This is a genomic window from Aeromonas sp. TECH754 (assembly GCF_056279295.1).
Map to the genome: position 1 here is coordinate 917,127 of NZ_JBWBRA010000001.1, position 15,061 is coordinate 932,187.

A 15,061-nucleotide genomic window follows, 5' to 3' on the forward strand; every position below is an offset into this window, starting at 1 on the left:
CGGCACTCGATCTAAGGTGTAGTCATCAAGATCTGTCACTCTGGAGCAATGGATATGCGCACCCAAATCATCGACAAAACCGTCGTCGTCTCTTCCGTAGAAGGCAATGTTCAGATCCTGCTCGCCGATGGCAGCAGTCGTCCTCTCCAGCCGGGAGAGATCTTGCAGCCTGGAGCCAAGCTCAACATTGCCGACGATGCCAAGTTGATGCTGGCACCCTACGATGACAAACCCGATGCGGCATCTGCTGCGCCAGCCGCGACCGATGTCCCGCCCCAGGGAGAACCATCGTCGTCGGCCGAGAACAAGAATGTCTCGCCGGAAATTGCCGCCTTGCAACAATCCATCCTGCAAGGGGTTGACCCGACCAAGAACTTTGAAGCCTCGGCCGCCGGTGGCGCCCCCGCTGCAGGTGGCGGTGGTGGCGGGATCGGCGGGGTTGCGGGAGCCAGTGGTAATGGCGGCTTTGTGACGATCGATCGGACCGGTGATGCAACCATTGCAACCGCTGGGTTTGATACCAGCCACGATGTCTTGACGGCGCAGAATCTGCTGCAGGCAGAGGATCTTCTGCTGGATAATCAGCTTGACGACCAAGATGAATCGGCGATCACCCAGGAAAATCAAGCCATCAGTGGCAACCTGCTGACCAACAGCAGCAATCCGGACGGCCCCCTTGATGCCTCTATTGTTTCCTATAGCTGGGGTAATAACATTGGTATCCCGGCAGGCACTGCGACGACCCTGAACGGGATCGGCACGCTCATCATCAATGCGGACGGCTCCTACACCTTCACCCCGGCGCTCAACTACACAGGCCCCGTTCCTCTGGCCAATTACATCGTCACTGACGGTGCCGATACCAACCCCTCGACCCTGACCATTACCATCACCCCAGTGGATGAGACTATCTCCCTGGGGGGATTGCAAGTCGAAGGAGGGGAGCTCGTCCTGAATGAAGCGGCCCTAGCCGATGGCAGCGCCCCCGATGCGGCAGCACTGACCAAAAGCGGCACCTTTACCTTCAATGCGGCGGACGGAGTCCAGAGCCTGACGCTGGGTGGCGTGACCCTCGTCAGCAACGGCCAGGTCATCACCAGTTTCCCGCAATCGATCCCCAGCCCTCTGGGCAATCAGCTGCTGGTGACCGGTATCAGCTACAACCCCGTAACCGGGGTCGGCAGCGTCACCTACAGCTACACCTTGAGCGACAACGAGGCTCACACTCAGCCGGCCAATGACACAGCGCTGACCGAAAGCTTCAATGTGGTGCTGACGGACACCGATGGCGACAACACCAGCGCCAGCCTGGATGTGGTGATACTGGACGATGTGCCTAGCGTGCGCGTTGTCCCCGGCTCTGGTGAACTGGGCGTACTCAGTGTGGATGAGAGTCTGCCGCCGCTGGGCGGCGTAGACGGCGATGGTATCGCGAGCGTGACGCTGGCAGCTTCCGTGGTGCAGGCCCAATTTAGTCATACCTTCGGTTCGGATGGGGCGGGTAGCGTCGGTTACAGCCTGGTGCTCGGTGGCAGCAATGTGGCGAGCGGTCTCTACGCGGTCGATCCGCAGGTCGCCAATGGTCAAGGTGCCCAGATCCTGCTCAATCAGGTCGGCAACGTCATCACCGGCAGCGCCAACGGAGTGAGTTACTTCACCCTGACCATCAATCCGACCACTGGCGCCGTGACCCTGGCCCTGTTGGACAATGTCTGGCATGGCGATACCGGCAATCATGATGACAGTGTCAGCCTGACCCTGAATGCAGGCGTGTTGACCCTGGTGCAAACCGTGACTGACTCCGATGGTGATAGTGCCAAGGCCAGCCTGGATCTTGGGGCCAACGGGACGTTCCGCTTCGAAGATGATGGCCCGACGACCACTCTGGCGGTCGAGGTCGAGCGGCTGAGTGCGGTTGTAGATGAAAGTCTGCCTGCACTGGGTGGGGCGGACAGTGATGGCATTGCGACCGCGACTCTGTCGGGGGCCGTGGTCCAGGCCCAGTTCAATGCTGACTTTGGTGCCGATGGTGCGGGTAGCATTGCTTATAACCTCGTACTCAATGGCAGCGCTGTGGCTAGCGGTCTCTATGCGGTCGATCCACAGGCAGCCAACGGTCAAGGTGACCAAATCTTGCTCAATCAAGTGGGCAATGTCATCACCGGCAGTTCCAACGGGGTGAGTTACTTCACCCTGACCATAGATCCAAGCACTGGGGCGGTGACCCTGGCCCTGCTGGACAATGTCTGGCATGGCAATACCGGCGATCATGATGACAGCGTCAGCCTGACCCTGAACAATGGTGCGCTGACTCTGGTGCAGACCGTTACCGATGCCGACGGCGACAGTGCCAAGGCCAACCTGGATCTGGGCGCCAGCGGGGTGTTCCGTTTCGAGGATGATGGCCCGACGGCCAGTCTGGCAGTTGAGGCCCCAAGTTTGGGCTCTGTGACGGTGGATGAAAGCCAGCCAGAGCTGGGTGGTGTGGGTGGTGATGGCATCGCGAGCGCCACTCTGGCGGCGGACACTGTGCAAGCTCAGTTCAGCCACGCCTTCGGCGCTGATGGCGCAGGTGGCATTGGTTACAGCCTTACGCTCAATGGCAGCGCTGTGGCGAGTGGCCTCTACGCGGTGGATCCGCTGGCAGCCAATGGCCAGGGTTCCCAAATCTTGCTCAGTCAAGTTGGCAATGTCATCACCGGCAGTGCCAACGGGGTGAGTTACTTCACCCTGACCATAGACCCGAGCACTGGGGCGGTGACCCTGGCCCTGCTGGACAATGTCTGGCATGGCGACACCAGCAACCATGATGACAGCGTCAGCCTGAACTTGAACAGTGGTGTATTGACTCTGGTGCAGACCGTTACCGATGCCGATGGCGACACTGCCAAGGCCAGCCTGGATCTCGGTGTCAACGGGACATTCCGTTTCGAAGATGATGGCCCGACGGCCGGTCTGGCTACAGAGGCCTCAAGCTTGGGCTCTGTGACGGTAGATGAAAGCTTGCCGGCGCTGGGTGGTGTGGGTGGTGATGGCATCGCGAGCGCCACTCTGGCGGCGGCTACGGTGCAAGCCCAGTTCAGTCATGCCTTCGGTGCAGATGGCGCAGGCAGCATTGGCTACAACCTTGCGCTCAATGGCAGCGATGTGGCGAGCGGCCTCTACGCGGTGGATCCGCTGGCAGCCAATGGTCAGGGTTCCCAAATCTTGCTCAATCAGGTTGGCAACGTCATTACCGGCAGTGCCAACGGGGTGAGTTACTTCACCCTGACCATAGATCCGAGCACCGGTGCGGTGACCCTGGCCCTGCTGGACAATGTCTGGCACGGCAATACTGCTAATCCGGATGACGGTGTCAGTCTGACCTTGGGCAATGGGGTGTTGACTCTGGTGCAGAGCGTCACCGATGCCGACGGCGACAGTGCTAAGGCCAGCGTCGATCTGGGGACTCGCGGGATCTTCCGCTTCGAAGATGACGGCCCCATCGTGGGTGTAGCCACTGGGGCCCCCCGCCTCTTTGCAACAGTAGATGAAAGTCTGCCCGCATTGGGTGGGGTGGGCAGCGACGGTGTTGCAAGCACAACGCTGTCGGCCACGTCTGTGCAAGCCCAGTTCAACCATGCCTTCGGCGCAGATGGAGAGGGTAGCGTCGGATACAGCCTGGTGCTCAATGGTAGCAATGTGGCCAGCGGTCTCTATGCGGTCAATCCGCTGAATGCCAATGGCCAGGGGGCCCAGATCCTGCTCAGCCAAGTGGGCAATGTCATCACGGGTAGTGCCAATGGGAGCATTTACTTCACCTTGACCATAGATCCGGCCAGCGGCGCCGTGACGCTGAATCTGCTGGACAATGTCTGGCACGGCAATACTGCTAATCCGGATGACAGCGTCAGCCTTACCCTGAACAGCGGTGTGCTGACACTGGTGCAGACAGTGACTGATGCCGATGGTGACAGCGCCAAGGCCAGCGTCGATCTGGGAGTGGGTGGTGTGTTCCGCTTCGAAGATGATGGTCCGGTACAGTCTGGTAACGGGCAAGGCCCCAATGTGCATGGCGTGGTCCAGGAAGATGCCCTGACCCTGGCCAGTGGCGCGCCGCACGAAGGCAACCACGAAGGTCCAGGCCAGACCATCGTCGCCAGCGATACTTCGGGTACTCTGAATACCCTGGTGAATTTTGGTGCCGATGGTCCCGGCGCATTCAGTCTGTCCAATAACGTCAGTTCGCTGGTCTCACAGGGGTTGAGCAGTGGGGGTGTGGCGCTGAGTTACAACGTGGTGGGTAATGTGCTGACCGCCACCGCAGGTGGCACCACTATCTTCACCCTGACGGTGGCTGCCGATGGCGATTATACCTTCACCCTGAAGGGGCCGCTGGACCATCCCGTCAAGGAAGGGTTGCCGAATGGCGATAATGAGTTGCTGCCGGTACCTATCGACTTCTCGGGCGTCCTGGTTGCCACCGATGGTGATGGCGACAAGGTGACAGGTTTCACGAAAGGTTCGTTTGTCATCGACGTACAGGACGACATTCCTGTCGCTCAGGATGACTACGCCACCGTGCTTGCCGGCCAGTCCCAGAACATCAATATGGTGTTCGTACTCGACTTCAGCGGCAGTATCGATAATAACGAACTGAACGCCATGCTCGACGCAGTGCGTACCGCAGGACAGGCGCTGTTCAATACCTCTGGTGGTCAGGTCAAGATCCAGATAGTGGCGTTCTCCGGCGATTCCATTGCGTATCTGCCAACCGACAACATTACCGCGTTCACGAATCTGGTGAACTCGCTGAACCCGCAAGAACCCGGTGGTGCCCGTCCATTCAACGGTGATACCGATTTTACCGATGCCATCGAGCAGACCATGGTCTCCTATACCCCGATCCCGGGGTGGAGCAATCAGGTGGTCTTCATCAGTGATGGCAATCCCAACGAGCAGACAGGCCCTGGCGGCACCTCGCTCACTACTCCTGTGGCGACCAGTTGGAACAACTTCGTCGATAACAACGGCATCAATGTCACCACCATAGGGATCGGCAATGGCATCGTTGATGCCCGTCTGCAAGATATCGACGTGGATGCAGGCCCGAACAATACCCCGTTGCGGGTGAATAACTTCGGCGATCTGGTCGACACCCTGCTCAATCAGGTCATTGGCGGTTTGGTGCAAGGCAATGTGCTCAACGGTTCCAACAACGTCGTGGGCGGTGGGGACGATGATGCCTATGGTGCAGATGGCCCAGGCTATATCCAGTCCATCAAGATCGGTGCGACCACCTACAGCTGGGATGGTGTGCTCGATGGGGATCAGCAGATGACAGCGGTTACCACACCCGCAGGTGGCAAGTTGAGTTTCAATTTCTCAACCGGGGCGTGGAGTTATCAGGCCCCTGCCAATGTGAACGGCGATCTGACTGAGGACTTCCAATACACCATCATCGACAAGGATGGTGATCCGGCCACGGCGACCCTGCATCTCTATGTCGAAGACGTGGGTGCGGTGGAAGGTTATGTAGATGAGGATGAACTGCCAAATGGCATCACCGACAACGACAGCGTCACCAGCAGCGTCAGTGGCAGCGTCGCCCCGCTGATCGTCGGGCCGGATAACTCCGCAACTGTCAGTCTCAATACCAACACCAGCGGTGTGACCGCGGCCAGCTCCGGCGGCGTCGCGCTGGTCTATACGGTGGTGGGCGATACCCTGACAGCCACGGCCAATGGGGCGACGGTGTTCACGCTCCAGGTCGGTTCAAATGGCAGTTATCAGTTCAACCTGGTGAAATCGCTGGATCATCCGCTGGGTAATGGCGATGACAACGAACTGCTGACCCTCGATTTTACCAGCATCCTGAAGGCTACTGGTGGCAGTGGCACCTTGGCCGGCAGCTTCCTGATCCATGTGGAAGACGATGTGCCCAAGGCCAGCAACGACCCCGCTGGCACCGTCACCGAAGACGTGGCGGGCAGCCTGAACGGCAATGTACTGAGCAACGATGTGTCCGGCGCCGATACCCCGGCCGCCTTCGTGGGCTGGAGTGCCACCGGGCACAACAACAGTCCCTCGGTTACGGCGCTGAGTACCTACGGTAGCTTCGTGCAAAACGGCGACGGAAGCTGGACCTATGCGCTGGATAACAGCCGCCCGGCTACCCAGGCGCTGACGGCGGCGTTCAACCAGAGCTACGACGTCTGGTACACCATGAAGGACGCGGACGGGGATGAGAGCATCGCCAAGCTGACTATCACCATCCAGGGGGCGAACGATACCTCCAGCGTGGTGACAGTGGCGGCGACCGGTCCGGACCACCTGGTGTACGAATCGGGGCTCAACCCGAACGGCTCCAATTCGGCGACCAACACCGAGACGGTGACGGGCAGCTTCACGGTATCGGCCTCGGACGGCATCCTGAATGTGGTGATAGGGGGCACGACTTATACCCTGGCGCAACTGCAGGCCTTCAATGGCACGCAGAGCGTGAACACCGGGGAGGGGATCTTGACCCTGCTGAGCTACAGCGGGACCGCCAGTGGCGGGACGGTGAACTACAGCTACACCCTGAGCGCGACCATCGACAACGACAGTAAGGCGGGTGCCACGCTGACGGAGTTTGATGACAGCGTGACCATTGCGGTGAACGGGGTGGGCGGCACCAGTGCCAGTGACCAGCTGATAGTGCGCATCGTGGATGACACCCCGACGGCGAAGGATGAAAACGGCGGCACCGTCACCGAAGACGTGGCGGGCAGCCTGAACGGCAATGTACTGAGCAACGATGTGTCCGGCGCCGATACCCCGGCCGCCTTCGTGGGCTGGAGTGCCACCGGGCACAACAACAGTCCCTCGGTTACGGCGCTGAGTACCTACGGTAGCTTCGTGCAAAACGGCGACGGAAGCTGGACCTATGCGCTGGATAACAGCCGCCCGGCTACCCAGGCGCTGACGGCGGCGTTCAACCAGAGCTACGACGTCTGGTACACCATGAAGGACGCGGACGGGGATGAGAGCATCGCCAAGCTGACTATCACCATCCAGGGGGCGAACGATACCTCCAGCGTGGTGACAGTGGCGGCGACCGGTCCGGACCACCTGGTGTACGAATCGGGGCTCAACCCGAACGGCTCCAATGCGGCGACCAACACCGAGACGGTGACGGGCAGCTTCACTGTATCGGCCTCGGACGGCATCCTGAATGTGGTGATAGGGGGCACGACTTATACCCTGGCGCAACTGCAGGCCTTCAATGGCACGCAGAGCGTGAACACCGGGGAGGGGATCTTGACCCTGCTGAGCTACAGCGGGACCGCCAGTGGCGGGACGGTGAACTACAGCTACACCCTGAGCGCGACCATCGACAACGACAGCAAGGCGGGTGCCACGCTGACGGAGTTTGATGACAGCGTGACCATTGCAGTGAACGGGGTGGGCGGCACCAGTGCCAGTGACCAGCTGATAGTGCGCATCGTGGATGACACCCCGACGGCGAAGGATGAAAACGGCGGCACCGTCACCGAAGACGTGGCGGGCAGCCTGAACGGCAACGTACTGAGCAACGATGTGTCCGGCGCCGATACCCCGGCCGCCTTCGTGGGCTGGAGTGCCACCGGGCACAACAACAGTCCCTCGGTTACGGCGCTGAGTACCTACGGTAGCTTCGTGCAAAACGGCGACGGAAGCTGGACCTATGCGCTGGATAACAGCCGCCCGGCTACCCAGGCGCTGACGGCAGCGTTCAACCAGAGCTACGACGTCTGGTACACCATGAAGGACGCGGACGGGGATGAGAGCATCGCCAAGCTGACCATCACCATCCAGGGGGCGAACGATACCTCCAGCGTGGTGACAGTGGCGGCGACCGGTCCGGACCACCTGGTGTACGAATCGGGGCTCAACCCGAACGGCTCCAATGCGGCGGCCAACACCGAGACGGTGACGGGCAGCTTCACGGTATCGGCCTCGGACGGCATCCTGAATGTGGTGATAGGGGGCACGACTTATACCCTGGCGCAACTGCAGGCCTTCAATGGCACGCAGAGCGTGAACACCGGGGAGGGGATCTTGACCCTGCTGAGCTACAGCGGGACCGCCAGTGGCGGGACGGTGAACTACAGCTACACCCTGAGCGCGACCATCGACAACGACAGCAAGGCGGGTGCCACGCTGACGGAGTTTGATGACAGCGTGACCATTGCGGTGAACGGGGTGGGCGGCACCAGTGCCGGTGACCAGCTGATAGTGCGCATCGTGGATGACACCCCGACGGCGAAGGATGAAAACGGTGGCACCGTCACCGAAGACGTGGCGGGCAGCCTGAACGGCAACGTACTGAGCAACGATGTGTCCGGCGCCGATACCCCGGCCGCCTTCGTGGGCTGGAGTGCCACCGGGCACAACAACAGTCCCTCGGTTACGGCGCTGAGTACCTACGGTAGCTTCGTGCAAAACGGCGACGGAAGCTGGACCTATGCGCTGGATAACAGCCGCCCGGCTACCCAGGCGCTGACGGCAGCGTTCAACCAGAGCTACGACGTCTGGTACACCATGAAGGACGCGGACGGGGATGAGAGCATCGCCAAGCTGACCATCACCATCCAGGGGGCGAACGATACCTCCAGCGTGGTGACAGTGGCGGCGACCGGTCCGGACCACCTGGTGTACGAATCGGGGCTCAACCCGAACGGCTCCAATGCGGCGGCCAACACCGAGACGGTGACGGGCAGCTTCACGGTATCGGCCTCGGACGGCATCCTGAATGTGGTGATAGGGGGCACGACTTATACCCTGGCGCAACTGCAGGCCTTCAATGGTACGCAGAGCGTGAACACCGGGGAGGGGATCTTGACCCTGCTGAGCTACAGCGGGACCGCCAGTGGCGGGACGGTGAACTACAGCTACACCCTGAGCGCGACCATCGACAACGACAGCAAGGCGGGTGCCACGCTGACGGAGTTTGATGACAGCGTGACCATTGCGGTGAACGGGGTGGGCGGCACCAGTGCCAGCGACCAGCTGATAGTGCGCATTGTGGATGACACCCCGACGGCGAAGGATGAAAACGGCGGCACCGTCACCGAAGACGTGGCGGGCAGCCTGAACGGCAACGTGCTGAGCAACGATGTGTCCGGCGCCGATACCCCGGCCGCCTTCGTGGGCTGGAGTGCCACCGGGCACAACAACAGTCCCTCGGTTACGGCGCTGAGTACCTACGGTAGCTTCGTGCAAAACGGCGACGGAAGCTGGACCTATGCGCTGGATAACAGCCGCCCGGCTACCCAGGCGCTGACGGCAGCGTTCAACCAGAGCTACGACGTCTGGTACACCATGAAGGACGCGGACGGGGATGAGAGCATCGCCAAGCTGACCATCACCATCCAGGGGGCGAACGATACCTCCAGCGTGGTGACAGTGGCGGCGACCGGTCCGGACCACCTGGTGTACGAATCGGGGCTCAACCCGAACGGCTCCAATGCGGCGGCCAACACCGAGACGGTGACGGGCAGCTTCACGGTATCGGCCTCGGACGGCATCCTGAATGTGGTGATAGGGGGCACGACTTATACCCTGGCGCAACTGCAGGCCTTCAATGGTACGCAGAGCGTGAACACCGGGGAGGGGATCTTGACCCTGCTGAGCTACAGCGGGACCGCCAGTGGCGGGACGGTGAACTACAGCTACACCCTGAGCGCGACCATCGACAACGACAGCAAGGCGGGTGCCACGCTGACGGAGTTTGATGACAGCGTGACCATTGCGGTGAACGGGGTGGGTGGCACCAGTGCTAGCGACCAGCTGATAGTGCGCATCGTGGATGATACCCCGACGGCGAAGGATGAAAACGGCGGCACCGTCACCGAAGACGTGGCGGGCAGCCTGAACGGCAACGTACTGAGCAACGATGTGTCCGGTGCAGATACCCCGGCCGCCTTCGTGGGCTGGAGTGCCACCGGGCACAACAACAGTCCCTCGGTCACGGCGCTGAGTACCTACGGTAGCTTCGTGCAGAACGGCGACGGGAGCTGGACCTATGCGCTGGACAACAGCCGCCCGGCTACCCAGGCACTGACGGCAGCGTTCAACCAGAGCTACGACGTCTGGTACACCATGAAGGACGCGGACGGGGATGAGAGCATCGCCAAGCTGACCATCACCATCCAGGGTGCGAACGACACCTCCAGCGTGGTGACAGTGGCGGCGACCGGTCCGGACCACCTGGTGTACGAATCGGGCCTCAACCCGAACGGCTCCAATGCGGCGGCCAACACCGAGACGGTGGCGGGCAGCTTCACGGTATCGGCGTCGGACGGCATCCTGAACGTGGTGATAGGGGGCACGACTTATACTCTGGCGCAACTGCAGGCCTTCAATGGCACGCAGAGCGTGAACACCGGGGAGGGGATCTTGACCCTGCTGAGCTACAGCGGGACCGCCAGTGGCGGGACGGTGAACTACAGCTACACCCTGAGCGCGACCATCGACAACGACAGCAAGGCGGGTGCCACGCTGACGGAGTTTGATGACAGCGTGACCATTGCGGTGAACGGGGTGGGCGGTACCAGTGCCAGCGACCAGCTGATAGTGCGCATCGTGGATGACACCCCGACGGCGAACGACGATGCCGACAGTGCTACCGAGGGCGTATTTACGGCCGTCACCGGTAATGTCATCACCGGGGCTGGTACTACAGGTAGCACAGGGGGCTCGGGGGTTGACGTCAAGGGGGCGGACGATGCTGCCATCAGCCAGGTTGTCGGCTTTGGCGGTAGCATTGACAGCAATCCGGCAGGTGGCTTCACTGTCACTGGTCAATACGGCAACCTGACCATGGGGGTAGATGGTACATACAGCTACATCCTGACGGCGGCATCAGTGCCTGTCGGTGCAACGGATGTGTTTACCTACACGCTCAAGGACGGGGATAACGACACGGATCCGGCAACCCTGACCATCAATATCGCACAGGATACACGTATCCCTGTGCTCACTATCGGCAATGCGACCGTTGATGAGGAAGGGCTCCCAGCTCGTGCGGGTGAACCTGCGGGTACAGCGGCCAGTGGCAATTCCGAGATCTTCAACGGCACCTTCTCCATCAACACGCAGGGTGAAAACCTCACGGCATTGACCATAGGTGGTCAGGTTTACAATCTGGCCGGTGGCGGCAGCCAGACCCTGATCAACAATACCCAGGGGATGCTGGTTGTTACCGGGGTTAGCGGCCCAGTCTCGGGTGTGTTCACGGTGAACTACACCTATACGCTCAAAGACAACATCCTCACCCACAATGTGCAGGGCAACGCTGACACGGCCAACGGTCCCAGCTTCGTGGTGTCTGCGACGGATGCCAGCGGTGATACCGGCACCGGTACGCTCCAGGTGATCATCAGCGATGATGCGCCGATCGCCAATGGGGCTACCAATGCAGGCCAGGCGACCCAGGTCCAGAACACGAATCTGATGCTGATCCTCGATATCTCCGGCAGTATGGATGATCCATCTGGGTATCAGGGCATGAGCCGGTTGCAGGTCATGCAGAAATCCGCTCTGGAGCTGCTCGACAAGTACGATGCCTATGGCAATGTAATGGTTAACATCATTACCTTCGCCACCATGGCATCCAACCCGACAGGGACCTGGGTGACTGTCGATGCGGCCAAGGCGATCATTCTTGGCCTCTCGTCGACCGATTCCACCAACTATGACGATGCGCTGAACGATGCCATCAATGCCTTCGCGGCGAACAACAAGATCGCCGGGGCGCAGAATGTGTCCTACTTCATGTCGGATGGCTTGCCCAATGCGAGCACCGTCAGCAATGCTGCGACTGTCCCGGACGGTTCCAACAGCTTTGGTGATGGAAATGGCATCAGTGTTGCCAACGAGAAGGACTGGACCGATTTCCTGAAGGCGAACAACATCAATTCGTTCGCACTCGGAATGGGCTCAGGTGCTACCCAGTCTGCGCTCGATCCTATCGCTTACAACGGTGTGACCGGAGCAAGCCCGGCGAACACCTCTGCGGTGGTGGTCACCGACTTCAGCCAGTTGGCGGCTACGCTGCTCAGCACTGTTGTCGCGCCGCCCCTTGCCGGACAGCTGATCGATGGGTTGACGGCCAGCACAGGTGCGGATGGTGGCTGGATCAATTCCATCACGGTTGCGGGTGTAACTTACAGCTACAACCAGAAGACCGATGTCTCGGGTGTGACTGGTGGGGCTTCGGCCGGTACCTTCGATACCACCACCAACGAATGGTCAATCACGGTTGCCGGTGGCATCTTCAAGATCGATATGGATAACGGTCTGTATACCTACACACCGCCCTCTTCGATCCCGGTGGGCGGCATCAGTCAGGTGCTTGGTTACAGCGTGATCGATAACGATGGGGATACCGCCTCCAGCACCTTGTCTCTCATCGTCAACCCGGCGATAGGACCCACAGTGGTGCGTGATGACTTCATCATCACCAACCAGGATCCGTCGACCATCCCGGATTGGGCTCTGCTTGCCAACGATACTGGGCCGCTGGCTGCGACCCAGACGATCACTGGGGTCTCTGGGGCAGTGAGTGGCACTGTGACCGACAACGTGGGTTCGATAACATTCGATGATACGTCTGGGAATATCACACCCAGTACCTACCAGGGATCATTCAATTACACCAATAGCACGACAACGGATACGGCCAAGGTGTTTGTGGATGTACAGAGCGGCACGACGCTCACCGGGGGTTACCTCGATGAGATACTGATCGGTGGTTCAGGCAATGACACTATCAATGGCAATGCCGGCAATGACATCCTGCTGGGTGGTGCTGGCAACGACAACCTGAACGGTGGGGAGGGTAATGACATCCTCGTCGGTGGCGCGGGCAACGATATCCTGGATGGTGGCGCGGGCAACGACACCGCCAGTTATATCGACAGTGCGGCTGGGGTCACCGTCATCGTCAATGGCAGCGGCCAAAACACCGGTGGTGCCGGTACCGACAGTCTGAGCAATATGGAAAACTTGGTGGGATCCATGTTCAATGACAACCTGACTGGTGATGGTAATGCCAACATCCTAAGTGGCCTGGCTGGTGATGACATCTTGAGCGGGGGGGGAGGCGATGACCTGCTGATAGGCGGCACCGGGAGTGACACCATGACGGGGGGAGCCGGCAAAGATACCTTCAAGTGGATGGCGGGGGATGCTGGCGGTACCGACACCATCAAGGACTTCACCACGGGTGCCAATGGGGATGTGTTGGACCTGAGTGAACTGCTGAGCGGGGAGCACTCCAATGCGGCCAGCCTGGATCAGTATCTTAACTTTGCATCGGGTCCTGGTAGTAACAAGTCGACCCTGACGATCGATTTGGATGGCTCGGGGAGTGGCAGCACGACCCATACCATCTTCTTCGATAACATAGATCTGACGCTTGGCAATACCCGAAACGACTCACAGATCATCCAGGACTTGCTGACCCAGGGCAATCTGAAGGTTGATCCCTAATCAGATGATGGGGGCCGGGCATGTCCGGTCCCTGTTATTTGATGACGAGGACGGCTAAGATAGCGGCAGTATCAGGAGTAAAGTCACCATGCAGTCATTCAACTGGGTCGACATCGATGGCATTCGCTACAGCTGGGACGGGCAGGACAGTATCGTCTGCACCGGCCGTTTTGGCTATCAGGCCACTATGCAGGGCGACAAGATAAGTGCCCTCGATCTGGAGAACGAGGATGGTGAGGTAGCGGGGCGGCTCAATGTGGACTTTGCCGCACCCCATATCAGCTTCACTCCGACGGAGGATGCCCCCTTGCCCCATATGATGGTGCTGGTTGGCCATGAACAGGGGCAACAGGAGTACTCGCTGCAGAGCCTGAGCGACAGCGCCTTGCAGGGGTTGCTCAGCCAAGAGGATGATTTTGACTGGAGTTCGCTGGCGGTGGTGACGGCAACTGAGCCCATGTCCCCTCCCCAGGGTCATGTTCTGTCGTGGGACTCCTTTCATTTCGAGGAGGACTCACTGCTGGGTGCCCAAGGACTTGCGCCCGTGCTCGCGAGCCGTGGCAGTCCGCTGGACGGCGAGATCAGCATCAACATCGACATGACCAATCAGGTGTTGGAACATATCCCCCCGTTGCACGATATATGAATCTCATTCGACGACGGGCATAATGACCTCCATCAATTTGATGGAGGTTTTTTCTATGTGGCGTCCCCTTCTTACCCTGTCTGCGTTGATCGTCAGCGCCCCCTTGCTCGCCATCGAGGTGCCTCAGGCTCCCCATCTGGTGGTCAGCGGCTACGCCGAACAGAAGGCCGAGCCCGATATGCTGACGCTTAATGTCTCGGTCACGGCCCTGGAGAAACAGGGCATCAAGGCCAAGCAGCAGGTCGATACCAAGGTGGCCGCCTTCTTTGGCCAACTGGAGAGCCTGGGCATCAAGCGCAGCGATGTGGAGGCCGGTAACCTGGTGATCTCCCCCGAGTATCAATATCCCCAGAACAAGCAGCCCGAGATGGTGGGCTACCGTGCCCAGCGCCAGCTCTCCGTCAAACTCTATCAGCTCGACAAGCTGAGCCAGCTGATGGATACCGCCCTCAAGGCGGGGCTGGAGTCCGTCTCCCAGATCGAGTACGGCCTCAAGTCACCGCAAGTCATCAAGGAGCAGGCTCGTCTTGGCGCGGTAGCCGATGCCACCAACAAGGCGGAATCCCTGGCCAAGGCGTTTGGCATGAAGCTCGGCAAGGTTTACAGCGTCGAGTATCGCAACAATACTCCGATGCCGGTCTATAGCCGGGCCATGAAGGCCGCCGCGGCACCTGCTGCCGACATGGTGGAAAACAGCTATCAACAGCAGCAGATCAGCATCACGGACAACGTGGAAGCCGTGTTCCTGCTGGAATAGCAAAATGGCCACTCGGCCCTGTTCCATCATGGCTTTGCAACACAAAACCCGGGGCTGATAACCTCGGGTTTGTTGTTTCTAACTGTCATGCATAGCAAGGAAAATCTATACAGAACAGTTTTTTAGGTAAGGGCGTAAGTTACGTGCCTTCTTAAGGCCCT

The 15,061-nt window shown here is 59.9% G+C and carries 3 protein-coding genes; all 3 read left to right on the forward strand.

Features of this window, described 5'->3' with window-relative positions; genetic code table 11:
• Nucleotides 1-54: 54 nt before the first annotated feature.
• Nucleotides 55-13,497: a retention module-containing protein gene (locus ACZ9IL_RS04050; RefSeq protein ID WP_476002347.1), complete on the forward strand. Its 13,443-nt coding sequence runs from the start codon at nt 55-57 to the stop codon at nt 13,495-13,497.
• 88 nt (nt 13,498-13,585) lie between these two features.
• The gene (locus tag ACZ9IL_RS04055; protein WP_476002348.1) at nt 13,586-14,143 is read left to right on the forward strand and encodes a hypothetical protein; all 558 of its coding nucleotides are present in this window, start codon (nt 13,586-13,588) and stop codon (nt 14,141-14,143) included.
• 55 nt (nt 14,144-14,198) lie between these two features.
• Nucleotides 14,199-14,900: an SIMPL domain-containing protein gene (locus tag ACZ9IL_RS04060; RefSeq protein WP_476002349.1), complete on the forward strand. Its 702-nt coding sequence runs from the start codon at nt 14,199-14,201 to the stop codon at nt 14,898-14,900.
• The last annotated feature ends 161 nt before the right edge of the window (nt 14,901-15,061 follow it).